The organism is Nonomuraea sp. NPDC050022 (assembly GCF_044460705.1).
Classification (GTDB): domain Bacteria; phylum Actinomycetota; class Actinomycetes; order Streptosporangiales; family Streptosporangiaceae; genus Nonomuraea.
This window is the reverse complement of the sequence record NZ_JBITKE010000003.1, coordinates 644695-663916: the sequence shown is the minus strand read 5'-3', so window position 1 is coordinate 663916 and position 19222 is coordinate 644695. Positions and strand designations below refer to the sequence as shown.

Annotated in this window: 14 protein-coding genes; 8 read left to right on the top strand and 6 right to left on the bottom strand. The window is 69.8% G+C overall.

Features of this window, described 5'->3' with window-relative positions:
• Positions 1-28: 28 nt before the first annotated feature.
• Both typA and ACIBO2_RS14490 read right to left on the bottom strand, forming a co-directional pair.
• The gene (gene typA / locus ACIBO2_RS14495) at positions 29-1879 is read right to left on the bottom strand and encodes a translational GTPase TypA (protein WP_358428786.1); all 1851 of its coding nucleotides are present in this window, start codon (positions 1877-1879) and stop codon (positions 29-31) included.
• A gap of 58 nt (positions 1880-1937) precedes the next feature.
• Positions 1938-2510 (bottom strand): TetR family transcriptional regulator, encoded by a 573-nt coding sequence (locus tag ACIBO2_RS14490; RefSeq protein ID WP_358539649.1) that lies wholly within the window; start codon positions 2508-2510, stop codon positions 1938-1940.
• A gap of 100 nt (positions 2511-2610) precedes the next feature.
• Between ACIBO2_RS14490 and ACIBO2_RS14485 the strand changes: the two genes are divergently transcribed.
• From ACIBO2_RS14485 to ACIBO2_RS14465, 5 genes are all read left to right on the top strand, one after another.
• Entirely contained in the window at positions 2611-3354 is a 744-nt protein-coding gene (locus tag ACIBO2_RS14485) for an AMP-binding protein (protein ID WP_358539652.1), read from the top strand.
• A 53-nt stretch (positions 3355-3407) separates the two neighbouring features.
• On the top strand, positions 3408-5825 hold the full coding sequence (locus ACIBO2_RS14480; RefSeq protein WP_358539655.1) for a LuxR C-terminal-related transcriptional regulator: 2418 nt from the start codon (positions 3408-3410) through the stop codon (positions 5823-5825).
• Between the two features lie 56 nt (positions 5826-5881).
• Positions 5882-6313, top strand: coding sequence for an AMP-binding protein (locus tag ACIBO2_RS14475; RefSeq protein WP_358539658.1), 432 nt, complete (start codon positions 5882-5884; stop codon positions 6311-6313).
• A 28-nt stretch (positions 6314-6341) separates the two neighbouring features.
• The gene (locus ACIBO2_RS14470) at positions 6342-8819 is read left to right on the top strand and encodes an ATP-binding protein (protein WP_397297303.1); all 2478 of its coding nucleotides are present in this window, start codon (positions 6342-6344) and stop codon (positions 8817-8819) included.
• Between the two features lie 63 nt (positions 8820-8882).
• Positions 8883-9635 carry an alpha/beta fold hydrolase gene (locus ACIBO2_RS14465; RefSeq protein WP_358539664.1) on the top strand — a complete coding sequence of 251 codons (753 nt, stop codon included), beginning with the start codon at positions 8883-8885 and terminating at the stop codon, positions 9633-9635.
• A gap of 192 nt (positions 9636-9827) precedes the next feature.
• Here the strand turns inward: ACIBO2_RS14465 and ACIBO2_RS14460 are convergent, their stop codons facing one another.
• The gene (locus ACIBO2_RS14460) at positions 9828-11261 is read right to left on the bottom strand and encodes an aldehyde dehydrogenase (RefSeq protein ID WP_358539666.1); all 1434 of its coding nucleotides are present in this window, start codon (positions 11259-11261) and stop codon (positions 9828-9830) included.
• 131 nt (positions 11262-11392) lie between these two features.
• A complete protein-coding gene (locus ACIBO2_RS14455) occupies positions 11393-14410 on the bottom strand; it encodes a M14 family zinc carboxypeptidase (protein WP_397297300.1) in 3018 nt (1005 codons plus the stop codon).
• 201 nt (positions 14411-14611) lie between these two features.
• Here ACIBO2_RS14455 and ACIBO2_RS14450 point away from each other — a divergent pair, with 201 nt between their 5' ends.
• Complete coding sequence (locus tag ACIBO2_RS14450; RefSeq protein ID WP_358539671.1) at positions 14612-15502, top strand: hypothetical protein; 891 nt, start codon at positions 14612-14614, stop codon at positions 15500-15502.
• A 183-nt stretch (positions 15503-15685) separates the two neighbouring features.
• Here the strand turns inward: ACIBO2_RS14450 and ACIBO2_RS14445 are convergent, their stop codons facing one another.
• Positions 15686-16987: a GH1 family beta-glucosidase gene (locus ACIBO2_RS14445; RefSeq protein WP_397297298.1), complete on the bottom strand. Its 1302-nt coding sequence runs from the start codon at positions 16985-16987 to the stop codon at positions 15686-15688.
• 93 nt (positions 16988-17080) lie between these two features.
• Between ACIBO2_RS14445 and ACIBO2_RS14440 the strand changes: the two genes are divergently transcribed.
• Positions 17081-17731, top strand: coding sequence for a TetR family transcriptional regulator (locus tag ACIBO2_RS14440; protein WP_358539676.1), 651 nt, complete (start codon positions 17081-17083; stop codon positions 17729-17731).
• Between the two features lie 91 nt (positions 17732-17822).
• On the opposite strand, the gene ACIBO2_RS14435 is transcribed toward ACIBO2_RS14440, so the two are convergent.
• On the bottom strand, positions 17823-18746 hold the full coding sequence (locus tag ACIBO2_RS14435; protein WP_397297295.1) for an aldo/keto reductase: 924 nt from the start codon (positions 18744-18746) through the stop codon (positions 17823-17825).
• Positions 18747-18834: 88 nt separating this feature from the next.
• On the opposite strand from ACIBO2_RS14435, the gene ACIBO2_RS14430 reads away from it, so the two are divergent.
• Complete coding sequence (locus ACIBO2_RS14430; protein WP_358539682.1) at positions 18835-19194, top strand: MerR family transcriptional regulator; 360 nt, start codon at positions 18835-18837, stop codon at positions 19192-19194.
• Positions 19195-19222 lie beyond the last annotated feature (28 nt).

The following is a 19222-nucleotide window of genomic DNA, read 5'->3' as shown; positions in this document are numbered from 1 at the left end:
AGTCAGGTGTGGTGGGTGAGAGCCTGAATCAGGCGCGCTTGGCGCGAGCCGCGGAGCGGCCACGCGTGGAGGCGTCGAGGACCACCTTGCGGATGCGCACGTGGTCAGGGGTGATCTCCACGCACTCGTCCTCGCGGATGAACTCCAGCGCCTGCTCCAGCGACAGGTTGCGCGGCGGGATCACCTTCTCGGTCTCCTCGCTGGTGGAGGAGCGCATGTTGGTGAGCTTCTTCTCCTTGGTGATGTTGACGTCCATGTCGTCGGACCGGGAGTTCTCGCCGACGATCATGCCCTCGTAGACCTCGGTGGTCGGCGACACGAACAGCGTGCCGCGCTCCTGGAGGTTGAGCATGGCGAAGGCGGTCACGGGACCGGAGCGGTCGGCCACCAGGGAGCCGTTGTTACGGGTGCGCAGCTCGCCGAACCACGGCTCGTAGGAGTCGAAGACGTGGTGCACCAGGCCGGTGCCGCGCGTCTCGGTGAGGAACTCGGTGCGGAAGCCGATCAGGCCACGCGCCGGCACCACGAACTCCATCCGGATCCAGCCGGTGCCGTGGTTGGTCATGTGCTCCATGCGGCCCTTGCGGACGGCGAGCAGCTGCGTGATCGCGCCCAGGTATTCCTCCGGGCAGTCGACCGTGAGGCGCTCGACCGGCTCGTGCACCTTGCCGTCGATGGTCTTGGTGACCACCTGCGGCTTGCCGACGGTCAGCTCGTAGCCCTCGCGGCGCATCTGCTCGACCAGGATGGCCAGCGCCAGCTCGCCACGGCCCTGCACCTCCCAGGCGTCGGGCCGGTCGGTGGGGAGCACGCGCAGCGACACGTTGCCGACGAGCTCCTTCTCCAGCCGGTCCTTGACCATGCGGGCGGTGACCTTCGAGCCCTTGGACTTGCCGACCAGCGGCGAGGTGTTGGTGCCGATGGTCATCGAGATGGCGGGCTCGTCGACCGTGATGAGGGGCAGCGGGCGCGGGTCCTCGGGGTCGGCCAGCGTCTCGCCGATCATGATCTCGGGGATGCCGGCGATCGCGATGATGTCGCCGGGACCGGCCTCCTCGGCCGGCTTGCGCTCCAGGGCCTCGGTCATGAGCAGCTCGGTGATCTTCACCCGCTGGATCGTCCCGTCCGTACGGCACCAGGCCACCTGCTGGCCCTTGCGCAGCACACCCTGGTGGACCCGGCAGAGCGCGATGCGGCCCAGGTAGGAGGAGGCGTCGAGGTTGGTGACGTGCGCCTGCAGCGGGGCGCTGGGGTCGTAGGTGGGCGCCGGGATCGTCGACTTGATGATGTCGAAGAGCGGCTCCAGGTCCTCGGCGTCCGGCATGCCGCCGTCCTCGGGACGGTTCATGGAGGCGCGGCCCGCCTTGGCGGAGGCGTAGACGATCGGGAAGTCGATCTGCTCCTCGGTCGCGTCGAGGTCCATGAAGAGCTCGTAGACCTCGTCCACGACCTCCTTGATGCGCGCGTCGGGCCGGTCGACCTTGTTGATGCAGAGGATGACCGGCATCTTGGCGCCGAACGCCTTGCGCAGCACGAAGCGGGTCTGCGGCAGCGGCCCCTCCGACGCGTCGACCAGCAGGACGACACCGTCGACCATCGACAGGCCGCGCTCGACCTCGCCGCCGAAGTCGGCGTGGCCCGGGGTGTCGATGATGTTGAGGGTCATGCCGCCGTGACTCACGGCGGTGTTCTTCGCGAGAATGGTGATGCCCTTCTCGCGCTCGAGGTCGTTGGAGTCCATGACACGGTCGTCGACGTCCTGGTTGGCGCGGAACGCCCCGGACTGCCAGAGCATGGCGTCGACCAACGTGGTCTTGCCATGGTCGACGTGCGCGATGATCGCGATGTTCCGCAGGTCGTCGCGGCTGTTCAAAGGCATGATGACGTCTCGCTCTGTGATCGTGGGGTCGGCCACGCGAAGTCGCGGCCTTATAAGTCTAGTTGATCCCCTCTGATGGCAGGAGCGGGACGAGATGCCGCCTGGCGTAGGCACGGGCTTCGTCGTCGCTGTCCAGCGGTATCGCACTGTCCGGAGTGAGTACGAACGACAGCGCGATGCGGATGAACATCTCGGCCACGGCCTCGGCGTCAGGGGTGTCGAGGTGTTCGGCGAGATACGTCCTGGCGACCGCGAGGTACGCGCCCGCCTCCAGAGTGAGGTGCGGCAGGATCATATCGGGCTCGGTCGCCAGCAGTCTGCTCAGCAGCGGATGTCCCCGCACCAGGCGCAGCGTGACCGCGAACCCCTCCGTCACCCGGTCGGCCATGGTCGGCAGCGGCCCGACCGCCTGCTCGAACGCGCGCAGGAACCGGTGGAGCTCGCGCAACATCACGCCCTGGACCAGGTCGCTCTTGCGGGCGAAGCGCCGATAGACGGTGATCCGCGACAGGCCCGCCTGCCGGGCGACGTCGTCGACGGTCAGGCGGCGCAGGCCGTGCTCCAGCATCCGCGCGTAGGCCGCGTCGAGGATGCGCCCAGCCGTGGTCGGCTCGCCGGAGTCGTCCTGCATGGATCAAGACTATGGGCGGCTCGCCGGGCACCGGACGTACATAGCGGGTTGCACATTTCTACGCATGTCCTGGGCGGTGCCGGATGCCTACATTGGCGGCATGACCTGGACAGAGCTGGTGCTGGGCGCCTCTCCCGTACAGGGCGACCAGCCCGCGGTCAGCGACGTCAGAACCGGCGAGGTGCTGTCGTACAACGCGTTCGCGCGGAAGGTCACGCACGCGGCGGCGGGGTTGCGCCGTCACGGTCTGCGCTACGGCGACCGCGTGATCGTCGACATGCCGCTCGGGGTGGGGTTCGCCATCGCCGTCCATTCCGTCGCCTGGTCCGGGGGAGTGGCGGTGCTCGCAGACTCCGGGACCGCCCGCATGATGATCGCCCAGCGCGGCTACGACCCGCTCGCGGTGGATGTTCAGAAGGTCTTCACCTTCGAGCCGACGCCGGGGGAGCTCCCGTTCAGCGACCTGCTGGGTGAGCGTTCTGTCCAGTTCGGGCCGCTGGCCGGCCCCGCGCTGAGCGTCGGCGGCGAATACGTCTACGACCACGACGAGCTGGCGTCGGACCTGCGCAGCCTGTCGTCGCGGCTGCTGGTCAGCGAGGACGACGTCGTGCTCGCCGCGGTCAGCGATCCGCTCAAGGGGCTGCGGGTGCTCGATCTGGCGTTGATGTCGGGCGCCCACGTGGTCATCGCGCACGAGCCGAGCCTGATCGGCTGCCGCGTGCTCGCGCACGTGCACGCGGCCACCCTGGTGATCGCGCCGTACGAGGTGGTCAGACGCCTGCTCGGCGATCCGACGTTGCGCGTTGTGGACGAAAGGGCCGTCGTCAGCTCGCTCAGCCGGTGAAAAGTGCGACACTGTGGGAGAGTGTGATCCTTCCGCGACGCAGGGTGACCACAATGTCCGAGCCCCCCAGGCACAATCTTCCGGCCGAGCCCAACAGGTTCGTCGGTCGCGAGCGCGACGTCGACGACCTGTGCGGGCTGCTGGGTGAGACGCGCGTGGTCACGCTGTGCGGGGTCGGCGGCATCGGCAAGACCCGCCTGGCGCTGCGGGTCGCCGCGCGTCTGGTGCCCTCCTATCCGGGAGGTGTGTGGCTGGTCGAGCTGGCCAGGCTCACCCGGGGCGAGCTGATCCTGCAGGCGATCGGCCGGGCCGTCGGCATCCACGAGGAAGGCACCCGCCCGCTGCTCGACACGGTGGCGGCCCGGCTGCGTGACACGCCCGCCCTGCTGCTGCTGGACAACTGCGAGCACCTGGTCGACCAGTGCGCGCAAGTGGCCGCCGAGCTCGTCGCGGCGTGCCGGGGCCTCGGCATCCTGGCCACCAGCCGCGAGCCGCTGCGCATCGCCAGTGAGCTGGTCTGGCGGGTGCCGCCGCTCGACCTGCCCGACGAGCGGCATCCCGACGCCGAGTCCGTGCTGCTCTTCGTCGACCGCGCCACCGCCGCGGGCACCAGGCTGAGCCCGGCGAGCCTGGACGATGTCGTACGGCTGTGCCGGGCGCTCGACGGGCTGCCGCTAGCGCTGGAGCTGGCCGCGGCCCGCACCAGCCTGCTCAGTCCCGGGCAGATCGTCGATCGGATCGACGGCCGTTTCTCGCTGCTCACCACCGGCGGCCGCACCGCACCGCCCAGGCAGCGCACACTGTTGGCCGCGGTCGAATGGAGCTACGACCTGCTGTCGGCCAAGGAACAGGTGCTGCTGCGCAGGCTGTCGGTGTTCGCCGGGTCCTTCGACCTCGAACTCGCCGAGCAGATCTGCGCCGACCGGCCCATCTCCGAGGCGGAGATCGTCGACCTGCTCGGCGCCCTGGTCGACAAGTCTCTTGTGCTGTGCGACGAGGAGCGCAGGCGCTACCGGCTGCTGGAGACCATCAAGCACTACGCGGCCGAGCGGCTGGCGGAGGCGGCCGAGCGCGAGGTGCTGCGCGATCGGCACCTGGAGGTGCTGTGCGAGCTTCAGCTGCGCCACTTCGGTACGGAGATGGTCGAGCCCGACCTGCCGTGGCCGGTGCGGCTGGCCGCGCTGGAGGCCAGCCGGAGCCTGGTGGACGACCAGCGGGCCGCGCTCGACTGGGCGATCGAGTCCGGCAACGCGCCGCTGGGCCTGCGCCTGTGCGCCTACAGCACCAGCCTGCTCCCGGTCAGCAGTGCCAACCCGGCCGAGATCGTCGGCTGGGTCGAGCGGCTGCTGGCCCTCGACCTGACCCAGGTGTCCGATGAGCAGATCGCGCATGCCCATGCGTACCTGGCCTATGGGCTGGAGGGCCGCGACGAGCTGGCCCGCTCGCTGGAGTACGCCATGGCGAGCCTGGCGGGCCTGGGCGCCGACAACGTCTTCCCCAGCTGCGTCATGCACAGCCTGACGGTCGTGGTGCTGTTGCGCATGGGACGAGGGGAGGAGGCGCTACACCATGCCGAGACCGGCCTGGCCCTGGCCACCGCCTCCGGCGACCAGTGGAACCAGGCGGCCGGGCTGGCCGGCCTGTCGGCGGTCGCGCTCACCCGCGGCCGGCTGCGCGAGGCCCAGTGTCACGGCGAGGAGGCCTTGGCCAAGGCCCGCCAGCACGGGCACCGCTGGCTGCTGGCCAGGACCGCGACGCAACTCGGCGCGGTCGCCGAGGCGCGTGGCGACCTGGTGAAGGCGATGGCTCAATACGAGCTGGCGGTCCCGTGGCTGGAGGAGCTCGACGGCACCATCGAGCTGGCCCGCTGCCTGGCCAGGATCGGCCGGGTCGCGGCGCTGCTGCACGAGTTCGAGGTGGCCAGGGAGCGGCTGGCCGCGAGCCTGAAGCTGAGCAGGCTGACCGGGCAGCGCCAGAGCGTGGCCCGCTGCCTGGTGAGCCTGTCGGTGCTGGCGGAGGCCGAAGGGGACCTGGAGAGCTCCGTACTTGCCGCCGCCTCGGCCACCGCGCTGCGCGAGTCGATGGGCCAGCACTCCGCCACGATCCGCATCGAGGAGCTGCTCACTCGCGCCCGCGCCAAGCTCGGCGAGGGCCGCACCGCGACGCTCTGGTCGCGGGGCAGGGCGATGAGTCCCGACGACGCCGCCCGCCAGGTCCTCGCGGGCGAGCGGCCGGTCCCGGCCGGTCCGGTGGCGACCGAACCCGTCAGGCACTCGCTGCTGACCGCCCGCGAGCAGGAGATCGCGGCCCTGCTGACCAGGGGCCTGTCCAACCGGGCCATCGCCGAGGAGCTCGTCATCAGCCCCGCGACCGTGGCCAGGCACATCGCCAACATCATGGAGAAGCTCGGCTACACCTCGCGCGCTCAGATCGCGGTGTGGGCGGCCGAGCAGCCGCGCGGTTCTGCATAGCGATCTGCATATTCCGCCCCATGTGTGCATGAGATGCCCTCCATAGCGTGGGCGCCATGGAGGAGCGCATCGTGATGGTGGACTCTGGCACCGGCCTGTGTCTCACCGAGGGGCAGCTGGACGAGAGGTCGGCCGCCGCGACCGTCCAGCTGCGACGCCGGGGCGTGCGCGCGGGCGACACGGTGCTCATCTGCCTGACCGTCGGCCCCGACCTGCTGGTGGCCACCGACGCGGTGATAGCCGCCGGCGGGATCGTCTGGCCGGTCCCGGCGGAGCTCGACGAGGGCAGGCTGCGGGATCGGATCATGGCCAGCCGGGCCCGCCTGATGATCTCCGACCTGCCGCGGGCGATGAACGCGGCGAGAGAGTCACGCGTCCGCATGGTGGTGAGCGTCGCGGAGCTACATTCGTATCCGGTCAGTCGCGAACTCTGCACGGAAAGTGATCCCACCGGACGGCGAACCAAGGGAGACTGTGAGGGAGTGTGATCCTCCCGCCAACACTTGGACCTTCTCCATGACTGCGCAAGTCCAGCACAACCTCCCCGCCGAACCCAACCGTTTCGTCGGACGGGCGCGCGACGTGGCCGAGCTGTGCGCGCTGGTCCGCGGCGAGCGCGTGGTCACGCTCAGCGGAGTGGGCGGCATCGGCAAGACCCGCCTGTCGCTGCGGGTGGCCGCCAACGCCCTGCCCGGCTTCACCGACGGCGTGTGGCTGGTCCAGCTCGCCCGCGTCAGCGACCCCGAGCTGATCGTGAAGGAGATGGCCGACGTGCTCGGCGTCCGCGAGGAAGGCTCCGAGCGGCTGCTCGACGGGCTGCGGATCCGGCTGCGCGGCACCAGGACGCTGCTCCTGCTCGACAACTGCGAGCACCTCGTCGAACCGTGTGCCGAGCTGGTCGCCGGTCTGCTCGCCGACTGCCCCGAGCTGAGATTCCTGCTCACCAGCCGCGAGCCGCTGCGCATCCCCGGCGAGCTGATCTGGCGGGTGCCGCCGCTCGACCTGCCCGACGAGCGGCATCCCGACGCCGAGTCCGTGCTGTTCTTCGTCGAGCGGGCGGCCGCGGCCGGGGCCCGCGCCGTGACCGACAGCATGCCCGACGTCATACGGCTGTGCCGGGCGCTCGACGGGCTGCCGCTCGCCCTTGAGCTGGCCGCGGCCCGCAGCAGCCTGCTCAGTCCGGGGCGCATCGCCGACCGGATCGGCGACCGGTTCAAGCTGCTGACCACCGGTGACCGCACCGCCCACGCCCGCCAGCGCACGCTGCTGGCCACGGTCGAGTGGAGTCACGACCTGCTCGCCCGCAAGGAGCGAGTGCTGCTGCGGCGGCTGTCGGTGTTCGCCGGGCGCTTCGACCTCGACCTGGCCGAGCAGGTGTGCGCCGACGGCGACCTGCTGCGCCGCGACGAGGTGCTCGACGTGCTCAGCGGCCTGGTCGACAAGTCGCTGGTGCTCCACCACGGCGACGGCGGCCGCTACCACCTGCTGGACACCATCAGGCACTATGCCGCCGAGCGATTGTGCGAGGCGGGCGAGGAGGCGCGGCTGCGCGGCGGCCACCTCAAGGTGATCTGCGCCGAGATGGAGCGCTGCAACGAGGCTGGTTCACTTCACCGCCGATTGTCGTGGCCGGCCCGCGCCGTCCACTTCGCCAGGGGGCGCCGCCTGCTCGACGACTGCCGGGCGGCGATCGACTGGGCCGTCGAGTCCGGCAGTGCCGAGCTGGGGCTGCGCCTGGCCCACGCGGCGCTGACCATCCTCGCGGTGCGCGGCGATCTGCGGGAGAGCGTCGGCTGGTACGAACGGCTGCTCGGCCTCGACCTGTCGGGCGTGCCCGACCAGCTGATCGGCGTGGCCAAGGGCGGCTTCGCCTACGGGCTCGAAACGCGCGACGAGCTCGACCGGGCCGCGGCGCTCATCGAGGAGAGCATCGAGGAGCAGCGGCGCCACCCCTATACGCATTGGCTCGGCGTCACCTACGGCGTGGCCCTGACCGTCTTCTTCCGCACCGGCCAGACCGGCACGGCCCTGCGCTACCTGCGCGAGCTCGAAGTGGCGGCCGCCGAGCACGACGACCTGTTCAACCTGACGACCGCCCGTATCGCCCGGCTCAACCTGGCGCTCTTCCAGGGGCAGCCGCGCCAGGCGCAGCGGTTCGGCGAGGAGGCGCTGGCCCTGGCCATGGAGACCGGCCACCACTGGACCCTGGCCAGGGCCCTGACTCACCTGGGCGCGGTGGCCGAGGCCAGGGGCGACCTGGCGGCCGCCATGCGGCACCACACGGCGGCGCTGCCCATCCTCGAAGAGCTCGACAACCGGGTCGAGTTGGCCCGCTGCCAGGCCAAGGTCGGCAGGGTGGCGGCCAGGCTGCACGACTTCCCCGCCGCCCGGCGCAGCCTGGCCGCCAGCCTGGTGCTGAGCACGCAGACCGGCCGGCGCAGCGGCGTCGTCCGCGCGCTGGTCGCCCTGTCCGTCCTGGCGCAGGCCGAGGGCGATCTCGACGAGGCGGTCGTCGCGGCCGCGGCGGCGAGCGCGTTGCGCGAGTCGATCGGCCAGCACGACGCCCCGGCCCGCACCCAGGAGCTGCTCTCGCTCGCCCGCGACAAGCTCAGCGAGGGCCGGGTGGCGCTGCTCTGGGCCAGTGGCATCGCGCAGGATCCCGGCGCGGTGGCCCGGCGGATCCTCGACCAGAAGACCGACGCCGGAGACGTTCATGAGCCCGCCGCCCTGCTCCCGTCCTTGCCCGCCACGCTGTTGGTGTCCTCGTCGGGCCCGGCCGCCCGCGAGCCGCGCTACGCGACGCTGACGGCGCGCGAGCGGGAGATCGCCGGGCTGCTCACCGAGGGCCTGAGCAACCGGGCCGTCGCGGCGCAGCTGGTGATCAGTCCCGCCACGGTCGCCAGGCACGTGGCCAACATCATGGAGAAGCTCGGCTTCGGCTCGCGCGCCCAGATCGCGGTATGGGCGGCCGAGCACGGCCTCGACTACCGGTGACCGTGAGCGCTGTATGGGCGGCCGAACATGGCCTCGACCACCGGTGACCATAAGCTCGGAAACATGCCGCTCGCTCCCAACTTCCCGGTCATGCTCCGCACCGAGGACGGCGTCCGCATCGACGCCGCGCACACCCCGTCCACCCGCTCCGGCCTCGGCATCGTGGTGGCGCACGGGTTCACCGGCTCCTGGCGCGACCCGGCCACGCGGCGCATCGCGCACGTACTGAGCGGCTACGGCGGCGTGGTCGCGTTCGACTTCCGGGGGCACGGCCGTTCCGGCGGCGAGTCGACCGTGGGCGACAAGGAGATCCTCGACGTCGACGCCGCCGTACGGCACGCGCGGGTGATCGGCTATTCCAAGGTCGCCGTGGTCGGCTTCTCCATGGGCGCCGCCGTGGCCGTACGCCACGCGGGACTGCTCGGCGGCATCGACGCGGTGGTGTCGGTGAGCGGCCCGGCCCGCTGGCACTACCGCGGCACCAAGCCGATGCGCCAGGTGCACTGGGCCATCGAGCAGCCGATCGGCAGGTGGGCGGCCAGGGTCGCCAAGCGCACCAAGATCGCCCGCGGCGAGTGGGACCCGATCCCGGTGCCGCCCCACGAGGCCGCCGCGCTGATCTCTCCCACGCCGCTGCTGATCGTCCACGGCGACGCCGACGGGTTCTTCCCGCTGGAGCACGCGCACCAGCTCTACGAGGGCGCCCGCGAGCCCAAGAAGCTCTGGATCGAGCGCGGCTACGGCCACGCGGAGGCCGCGGCGACCCCGGAACTCATCCGCAGAATCGGAAAGTGGATCAGTACGAACCTTTTCTGAGTAATAGACGTCTATCTAGGGCGTAAGGAAGAAATCCACCGGGAGAAAGTCCTACGGGAAGGAAACCGTCGAGGCGGTGGACGTAGGACATACTGCGTGGAGTAGCGGAGACCACACCAAGCGTTGCGGGGGCGCGCTGGGTGCGGGGCGCCGTGAGAAGGGCTCCGGTACGGCCGTACCGGAGCCCTGTTCTCAGCCCAGGCGCGCGATCGTCTTGTACTCCAGGAAGCTGCTGAGGCCCTCGGGGCCCAGCTCGCGGCCCACGCCGCTGGCCTTGTAGCCGCCGAAGGGCGCGTTCGACTCCAGCATGAAGCAGTTGATCCCGTAGGTGCCGGTACGGACCTGGCGGGCCACCTCCATGCCGTGGTCGGCGTCGGCCGTCCAGACCGTACCGGCCAGGCCGTAGTCGCTGTCGTTGGCGATGCGGATCGCGTCCGCCTCGTCCTCGTACGGGATCACCGACAGCACCGGGCCGAAGATCTCCTCGCGGGCGATGCGCATCTCGTTGGTGACGCCCGCGAAGACGGTCGGGGCGACGTACCAGCCGCGGTCCATCGGCCGGTCCAGGCCGCCGACGACGACCTTGGCGCCCTCGTCCATTCCGGCCTGGATGTAGCCCTCGACGCGGTCCTGCTGCCGCTTGGCGACCAGCGGGCCGATGCCGGTGCCCGGGTCGGCGGGGTCGCCGACGGGCTGGGAGGTGACCATGTTCGCGACCGCGTCCACGACCTCGTCGTAGCGGGTCCGCGAGGCCAGGATGCGGGTCTGGGCGACGCACGCCTGGCCGTTGTTCATCAGCGAGGCGATGGCCAGCATGCCCATGCTGGAGGGCAGGTCCGCGTCGTCGAGGATGATCGCCGCCGACTTGCCGCCGAGCTCCAGGCTGACCCGCTTGAGCTGCTCGCCGCAGATGGCGGCGATGCGGCGGCCCGCGGCGGTCGAGCCGGTGAAGGCCACCTTGTCCACGCCCGGGTGGGAGACCAGGTGCTCGCCGGCCTCGCGGCCCGCGGGCACGATGTTGAGCACACCGGCCGGGATCCCGGCCTCGATGACCATCTCGGCGAGCAAGTAGGCGTCGAGCGGCGTCTCCGGCGCGGGCTTGAGCACGATCGCGCAGCCGGCCAGCAGCGCGGGCGCGATCTTGGTCATGGCGACGAACTGCGGGACGTTCCACGGCACGATGGCCGCCACCACGCCCACCGGCTCCCGCCGCACGGTCGTCGGCCCGAACAGGCCGGGCCGCTGCTCCTCCTGGGCGAAGGTCTTGCCGTAGTCGGCGTAGTACTGCAGCATGCCGAGCGGCTGCGGCGCCTGCGCCAGGTTGGAGAAGGTGATCGGCGAGCCCATCTCCTCGGTGATGAGCGCGGCCATCTCGCCCTGCCGGGCGGCGTAGATCTCGGCCAGCCTGCCGATCACCTCGGCCCGCTCGGCGAACGTCATGCGCGGCCACGGACCGTGGTCGAACGCCTGCCGCGCCGCGGCCACCGCGCGGTCCATGTCCTCGGGCGTGCCGTCGGGCACGCGGCCCACGACCTCTTCGGTGTGGGGGGAGATGACGTCGATGGTGCCGGTCCCGGCCGGGGCCACCCATTCGCCCCCGATGAACAGCGTGTCGTGCTGGCGCATGTCGTGAGCCTCCTGCTTGACCAAATGCTCGCTTGGTTGTCGTGCTCCTCAAGGTGACCGAACCATGTTCTGTCCACGCGCGCAAGAGGGGTCCGGCACGCGCGTACGCGTGCCGGACCCCTCTGGGCCGATCAGCCGAGCAGGTGCCGCAAGGACCGCTTGACCAGGTCCGTACGCATGGCCTGGGTCGTCAGGCTCTCCACGCCGAAGCCGAGGTAGACGGTGTCCTTGGTGGCGATGCCGCCGCCCTCCTCGAACATCTGGTCCGTGCGGGCCCAGGAGTTGATCGAGGGCGAGGTGCCCTCAGGAGGCGCCGCCGTGCTCCAGCCGCCCAGGTCACTCTCGAACGAGGTCTGCTCCGCCGTCGCGCCGTTCAGCGTGACGGTGAAGTCGTCGAGGAAGACGCCCGCGCCCTGGGTGCTCCAGTCGCTGATGTACGAGACGGACAGCTCCACCTTCTTGCCCGCGTACGGGGTCAGGTCGACCTTCCACTGCTGCCAGCCGGCCGAGTTGCCCGAGGCGGCGTTCCACGAGCCGGAGGTGCCGGTCGGCTCGCAGCCCGGGCCCTGGTAGCGCTGGGTGAACGGGTGCAGCGCGCGCCAGCCCTCGCCGCCGCTGGGCGGGTCACAGCTGCTGCCCGTGCTCTGCGAGGTGTGACCGTTGACGTCCGGCAGGGTCGTCCAGTCGTCGCCGCCCGCGGTGTGCGCCTCGACGGTCAGGAAGTCCCAGTCGGCCTCGGTGTCGTAGGAGGTCCAGAACGACAGGTCGCCACTGGTCTTGCCGGTCAGGTCGACGGTCTTGGTCAGCCGCTTCCAGGAGGCGTCGGCGATGCCGCTGTAGACGTCCCAGGAACCGGTGTGCGGGTCGAACGGCCCGCCAGGCCGTGCCCACTTGACCGGCGCGGAGCTGGCGAACTGCGGGAACTGGGCGGCCGGCAGGATCGCCGAGGTCGCCACGAAGGAGTTGGTGTGGCTCGGCTCCAGCGTGCCGGTGAAGCCCTTGAACCGGCCGCTCACGCCCTGCAGCGCGTACGGGAGGCCCGTGCCGGGGTTGATGCCCGAGTCGTCGAAGAAGACGTAGGCGCCCAGCCAGTACTGCTGGAAGTCGTTGAACACCTGGATGCACGGCGGGTCGTTGGGGGTCGCGCATTCGGGCTGGGCCGGTTGGTCGGGCTGGTAGTAGTAGGCGCCGTTGTTGTTGGCCGCGTACGACGGGTACTTGCCCGAGTGCAGGAGCTTGCCGCCCTCGTTCAGGTAGTCGCGCACGGCCAGTTCGGTGTCGACCCCGCCCTTGGAGGTGGTGCCGGCCACCTGGCCGACCGATCTCGGGATGATGTCGTCGCCCGTCTCCCAGACCACCGCCTTGTAGTGGCTGAGCACGCCGAGCGCGTGCGGAGCCTTGCGGCCCATCTTGTCCATGTCATAGACGTCGGAGCTGTAACCGGCCTCGTCGAGCGCCTTGACGTAGTCGTCGGCGTACTTGGCCTCGGTCACGCCCTGGACGGGGCTGAGGCCCGTGACGTCCTCGGTGGCCAGCACCAGCACCTTGCCGCCGATGTCACTGGCGACCTGGTAGGTGAAGTCCCCGCTCTTCCTGCCGATCGAGCTGAACCAGACCTTGACCTTGTCCCCGGGTCTGGTGCCGGTGATCTTGCCGCGCATCCAGTGGTAGTAGGTGTCGTAGCCCTTGCCGTAGCGCTCGCCGCCCCGCCACTCACCGGTCAGTACGGTTTTGGTCCGGCCGCCGTTGACCTGGTAGTTCAGGAAGATCGGGCCGAGCTTGCGCTTGGCGTCCACCTGGACCACCTGGTCCCGGCCGTAGCTGACCTCGAACGGGTCCAGCACGAAGTCGGCGGTGGAGTTGCCGAGGTGGTTGACCGGCTCGGACCAGTTGGTGGCCGACTTTGCCACGTCCAGGGCGAACGGGATGTTCTTCTCGAACTCCGCCTGGACCAGCGCCTCGTCGTCGGGGAAGACGAACCCGCAGCCGTCGCAGCCCTCGTCGAGCTCCGGCGTCCAGGCCAGCGTGCCGTAGGAGGCGTGGGCGTGGTCGGTCGTCTCGCCGTTGGTGGTGTAGAGCTCCGCAGACAGGTCCGGGTCGAAGCCCGCGATCGCCGGCTTGGCGTCGTTCCCGGAGATGGCCTCGTAGATCGGGTTGTCCGCGGTCTTGGTGGCGACCTGCCAGCCGATCGGATAGAGCAGCAGCGGGCCGAAGGAGTGGTAGTTCACCTGGCCCTTGAACCTGATCCGCCTGAGCAGCCCGTCGAGCGCCCTGGTCTCGGGCTCGCTGGCGGGCGCCGCGCCGCGGTAGGTCTCGCTGCTCGGGATCGACGAGGAGCCCTCCTCGTCGTAGTGGAAGTTGGTGGGGTAGTTGCGGTTCGGGTCGACGCCGTCGCCGGTGGTGATCCGCCCGTCGCCGTCGTTGTCACGCAGGTTCTTGCGCCACAGGCGGTTGCCCTCGGTGAAGGTGAAGTCGTAGCCGTCGGGGTTGGCGACCGGCACGAACCAGAGCTCGGTCCTGTTCAGCACATCCTTGAGCGCGGCCCTGTTGGCGATGACGTGCTTCAGCAGCCGCATGTCGACCTCGGTGGAGATCCACTCACGGGCGTGCTGCGTCGCCGAGTACAGCGTCGCCGGCTTGATGCCGTCGGGCAGCACCCTGGCCAGGGCGGTGACCTTGACGGCGAGGATGTCCTGGCCCTTCAGCGTCTTGCCGAGGGACTCGATCTTCACTATGTCCTTGTTCGCGTTGGCGATGGCCTTGAGCTGGTCGGCGATGCCGCCGGGCTCGGAGTAGGACTTCCAGACGGTGTAGCCGCCGGCGGCCTGCGCCTTGGCGGCCTCCAACTGGGTCTGGCCCTGCGGGTTGCGTACGGGCTCCGGCTTATAGCCGAGCTTGCGCAGGCCGTCGAGGTCGGTCTGGGCGGCGGTCACCTCGACGTGCTCCTTGCCGCCCTTGGTGTCCTGCTGGACGACGTCGAAGCCCTTCTCCTTGAGGGCCTGCCCGGTGCCGGGCGCGCTCTCCAGTTGGTAGAGCTCGATCCTGTCGCGGGGTGGTAGGGGGTCCACCGACGCCTGGGCTTCCAGGGCGACGAGGGACGTGCCGAGGCCGAGGACGACGGCGGTGGACAGGGTCAGTAATCGAGACACGAGGTCTGCCCCTTCGCAGAGACCAGTTTCGTCGCCATCTCAGACCGATACGTGGCGCTCGGCAAGGCCCAATCTTTATGCCTGCCTTAGATCGGACAATCCTCAGATAATTCGCCAAAGGGGCGCGACTTGCCGCGTTCAGGTGACAATATTCAAGATCATCTTCTATAGTTTCGGTCCGTCGATGAGGGGAGGACGGACGTGAAAATCAGTCGCTTCGCCCTATTCGCCATCGTTTTGGCGGGGCTGTTCGCGTTCCCCCTCCCGGTCTCCGCGGCTCCCAACCCGGCCGAGTTGCGCAAGCTGACCAAGCAGGCGTCCCAGCTCAACGATCTCTATCGCGGCCAGATCCAGAGCCTGGAGGAAGTACGGATCCAGGCCAAGAAGGCCACCGACAACTCCGGCGACCTGGAGGCCCGGCTCGCCGGCGCCAAGGCCGAAGTGACCTCGATCGCCCAGAGCACCTACATCGCGGGCCCGCTCGACGGCGTCCAGTTGATCGCCCCGGGCGTCGACCCCACCGTCGCGCTCGGCCAGGCGGCGAACATGACCTACCTGGCCAACGAGCGCATCAGCAAGGTGCAGAGCATCCAGGCGCTGATCGACAAGGCCGCTGACGCCAAGCGGACCGCCGCCGAAAAGATCGACAAGCTGAAAAAAGAGATCAAGACCATGCAGGGCAAGCGCCGCGAGATCGAGCGGCTCCTCGCCAAGTACGGTTTCCAGCAGCCAGGCGGCTCCTCGGGGCTCACGCCGCGCCTGATCGCGGTGCGGGCCGAGATCATGCGGAACTTCCCCATGCCGTACGGGGTGGGCTGCCTGCGGCCTGGTGACCCCGGTGAGCATGGCAAGGGGCGGGCCTGCGACTTCATGATGTCGAGCGGCGGGCGGGCGGCCACGGGGGCCGACGCGGACCGCGGTGACGCGCTGGCCGAGTGGCTGATCAAGAACGGGCCCCGGATCGGGGTGATGTACATCATCTGGAAGCAGCGGTATTACGACATTCGGTCGGGGGGTGGCTGGGACCCGATGTCGGACCGGGGTGGGGTTACCGCCAACCACTACGACCATGTGCATGTGTCGGTGTTCTAGCGGCTGTGCGGAACGACGGTCCGTTGGGGCTGGGGTCCCCGGGGAGGGATACCCCCTCCGGGGAGCGGAAGTAGACGGTCCGTTGGGGCTGGGGTCCCTAGGGATGGACCCCCTCCGGGGGAGCAGACGAAGCGGTCCGTCGTGCCTGAGGGCGGATGCCCCCTTCGGGGAAGGAAGAACGTGCTAGCGCTTGGTCGCCAGGAGGTCGCGGAACCAGGCGTATGACGCCTTCGGGGTGCGGTGCTGGGTGGGGAAGTCCACGTGTACCAGGCCGAAGCGCTGGTGGTAGCCCTCAGCCCACTCGAAGTTGTCCAGCAGTGACCAGACGAAGTAGCCGCGCACGTCGACGCCCTCCGCCGCCGCCTGTTCCACCGCTCTGATGTGGCCGTCCAGGAAGGCGATGCGGCCCTGGTCGTCGATCGTGCCGTCCGGGCCGGGGGCATCCTCCTGGGAGCAGCCGTTCTCCGTTACGTACACCGGCGGCAGCGCGGAGCCGTACCTGGTGCGCAGGCCCGTCAGGAGTTCGCGCAGGCCGTCCGGGACGACCGGCCAGCCGAAGGCGGTGGTGGGGTAGCCGGTGATGCCGTGATCGGTGAAGGGCAGGCCGTCGTCCGTGGGCGCGCCGATGCGGGTGGGGTTGTAGTAGTTGATGCCCAGGCCGTCCACGGGTGCGGAGATGACGGCCAGGTCGCCGTCGCGGACCACGTCCATGGCGCCGATGGCCTTCAGGTCCGGATACTCGCCCAGCAGGATCGGGTCGTTGAACAGGCGGTTGTGCAGCGTGTCGTACGCGTCGGCCGCCGCCAGGTCCGCGGCCTCCTCCGAGACGGGCCAGACCGGGGTGCAGTTGTTCGTGATCAGTACCTGCCGCGCCCCGGCCGCGCGCAGCGCCTGAACGGCCAGGCCGTGGCCGAGCAGCTGGTGGTGGGCGACGGGCAGGGCGTCGAACAGCAGGGCCTGGCCGGGGGCGTGGACGCCCATGCCGTACCCGAAGGCCATGTGCACGAACGGCTCGTTCAGTGTGATCCACATGGGCACCCGGTCGGCGAGGCGCTCGGCCACTATCGCCGCGTATTCGGCGAAGTAGTAGGAAATATCGCGGTTCATCCACCCGCCCATGTCCTGCAGCGCCTGCGGCAGGTCCCAGTGGAACAGGGTCGGCACCGGCGCGATCCCCGCCGCCAGCAGGCCGTCGACCAGCCGGTCGTAGAAGTCGAGGCCCCTCGGCTCCACCGGGCCCGTGCCCAGCGGCAGCACGCGGGGCCAGGCGATCGAGAAGCGGTAGGCGTTGACGCCCAGGCCGGCCATGAGCGCGACGTCCTCGGGCCAGCGGTGGTAGTGGTCGCACGCGACGTCCCCGGTGTGCCCGTCCCGGATGCGGCCCGGCTCGTGGGCGAAGGTGTCCCAGACGGAGGCGCCCCTGCCGTCCTCCTTGATGGCGCCCTCGATCTGGTAGGCGGCCGTGGCAGTACCCCACAGGAACATGCGCACTCCTAAGCGATCATCCGAGTGGGACTCATGTTAACTCGCGGAGGCTCGGGGGAGCCTACCTGGCGGTAATACGCCAAGATGGGGGGCATGACGAGTACCCTGCGCCGGCGTCCAGCCCAACGCCGCAGCGTGGAGCGAGTCGAACGGATGCTCGACGAGTGCGCACATTTGCTCGACGAGGTCGGTTACGAGGCACTGACCACCAAAGAGGTCGCGCGCCGGGCCGAGGTGCCGATAGGCACGTTCTACCAATTCTTCTCCGACAAGCAGGGCCTGGTGCGAGCGCTGGCTCTGCGCAACCTCGACGCCTTCCTGCAGCGCATCACCGAGCGGCTCACGGAGCGGATCGCCGAGTCCGGTCTCGACCACTGGACCGACCTGGTCGACCTGGCCATCGATGAGTTCGTGGCGATGAAGCGGACCACTCCGGGATTCGCCGTGGTCGACTTCGGAGAGGTGCTGACGGCGCCGGGCGGGCCGGCGCTCAAAGGCACCAACCGGATGCTCGACGCCGCGCTGGAGAACAACGTCGTGGTCGCCGACCGGCTGCGAGCCCTCACGGTCGACCTGCTCGACGCGCCTGTCGGGCCGGGGCTCGACCGCGCCCTGCTGGTGGCGGTCGAGGCCACGGACGCGGTGCTCAAGCTGGCCTTCCGGGTGCGTCCCGACGGTGATTCCGACCTGATCGCCGAGTGCAAGCAGCTGGTCCACCGCTACCTGGCCGACCACCTGCCCTGACGGGCCGTCTGCCGCTGACGGTCCGCCTGCTTCTGTGTCTGCGGCACTTCGCGGGAGCGCTCCCGCCACACTCCGGGCCGCAGTGCCGGTCTCAGCAGGCCGTGTCCAGCCGGGCGCGTAGCTCGTCGTCCAGCCGTACGTCCGCCGCGCCCAGGGCCTCCTCGAGCTGGGCCATCGTGGAGACGCCGACGATCGGGACGTGCCCGTCGGCCAGCAGCCAGGCCAGCACCACCTGGTTGGGCGTCGCCCCCACCTCCGCCGCCACCTCACTCAAGACCGCGAGCCGCCGGGTCGTACCCGGATGCTGGTAAATGTCGGGGATCGGGCGGTCGGCCCGTGTGTAGGCGCCCGCCATCAGCGTGTTGTACGCCCACAGCGTCATGTCGGGCTCGGCGCGTACATACTCCAGCGTCTCGTCCGTCGCCAGCGCGTGGCCCGACTCGGCCGGCCGCGTGAGCGGTCGCGGGCGCAGGTAGGTGTGCCGGAGCTGCAGGCATGTGTACGGCAGCCAGCCCCGCGCCGCCGACAGGTTCCTGGCCCGCTCGGCCCGCCAGGTGGCCAGGTTGCTGGCCCCCACGCTGCGGATCCTGCCCTGCCGGGCCAGGTCGTCGAATGCCCCCAGGGTCTCCTCCAGGGGTACGGACCGGTCCTCGATGTGCGACCAATACACATCGATGTAGTCCGTCCGCAATCTCCGCAGGCTGCCCTCGATCGCCTTGCCGATGGAGGCGGCGGACAGTCCCTCCGCCGAGGCGAGCGTGTCGTCGCCGGGGATGGTGGGCCGGGCGCCGGTCTTCGTGCTCAGGAAGATCTGGTCCCGGTTGCCGCGCGCCGCGAGCCAGGAGCCGATGGCCAGCTCGCTCTCGTCGCCCGTGCACCCCGGCACCCAGAACGGATAGCAGTTGGCCGTGTCCAGCATGGTGCCCCCGGCCTCGACGAACCGGTCCAGAATGGCGAAAGTGTCCTTCTCGTCGACCGCGGTGCCGAACGGGATCGTGCCCAGTGCGATGTTCATGGTGGTGATCGTGGAAGCTGGAGTGCGGTCCATGTCAAGCCGGAGAAACAGTTGACCTGGAGTCGGCTCCAGGTGCGATGCTTCTGCCGTGAGCGTCTACACACCCGCGGAAGTGGTCGAGGAGACCGGCTTCACCCTGGACACGTTGCGCTACTACGAGAAGATCGGCCTGCTGGAGCCCGTCGGCCGCAACGCCGCAGGTCAGCGCCGGTTCACCGAAGAGGACGTCGGCTGGCTCGGCACGATCCGCTGCCTGCGTGACACCGGCATGCCGATCGCCGAGATGCTCCGCTTCGCCGCCCTGGTCCGGCAGGGCGACCACACGATCGCCGACCGCATCAAGCTCCTGGAGGAGCACGACGGCCGCGTACGGGAGCAGATCGCCAACCTCACCGAGCGTCAGCGCTACATCCACAACAAGATTTCCTACTACCGCAGCGTCGTCTAGCCCTGTCTTTGGGGTCCGGTTGTTAGAC

What these genes read in the sequence shown, in the direction of transcription:
- ACIBO2_RS14470 (WP_397297303.1), top strand. Translation starts at nt 6,342, where the DNA reads ATGACTGCGCAAGTCCAGCACAACCTCCCCGCCGAACCCAACCGTTTC.
- typA (WP_358428786.1), bottom strand. Translation starts at nt 1,879, where the DNA reads ATGCCTTTGAACAGCCGCGACGACCTGCGGAACATCGCGATCATCGCG.
- ACIBO2_RS14440 (WP_358539676.1), top strand. Translation starts at nt 17,081, where the DNA reads ATGACGAGTACCCTGCGCCGGCGTCCAGCCCAACGCCGCAGCGTGGAG.
- ACIBO2_RS14480 (WP_358539655.1), top strand. Translation starts at nt 3,408, where the DNA reads ATGTCCGAGCCCCCCAGGCACAATCTTCCGGCCGAGCCCAACAGGTTC.
- ACIBO2_RS14485 (WP_358539652.1), top strand. Translation starts at nt 2,611, where the DNA reads ATGACCTGGACAGAGCTGGTGCTGGGCGCCTCTCCCGTACAGGGCGAC.
- ACIBO2_RS14460 (WP_358539666.1), bottom strand. Translation starts at nt 11,261, where the DNA reads ATGCGCCAGCACGACACGCTGTTCATCGGGGGCGAATGGGTGGCCCCG.
- ACIBO2_RS14445 (WP_397297298.1), bottom strand. Translation starts at nt 16,987, where the DNA reads ATGTTCCTGTGGGGTACTGCCACGGCCGCCTACCAGATCGAGGGCGCC.
- ACIBO2_RS14435 (WP_397297295.1), bottom strand. Translation starts at nt 18,746, where the DNA reads ATGAACATCGCACTGGGCACGATCCCGTTCGGCACCGCGGTCGACGAG.
- ACIBO2_RS14475 (WP_358539658.1), top strand. Translation starts at nt 5,882, where the DNA reads ATGGAGGAGCGCATCGTGATGGTGGACTCTGGCACCGGCCTGTGTCTC.
- ACIBO2_RS14490 (WP_358539649.1), bottom strand. Translation starts at nt 2,510, where the DNA reads ATGCAGGACGACTCCGGCGAGCCGACCACGGCTGGGCGCATCCTCGAC.
- ACIBO2_RS14465 (WP_358539664.1), top strand. Translation starts at nt 8,883, where the DNA reads ATGCCGCTCGCTCCCAACTTCCCGGTCATGCTCCGCACCGAGGACGGC.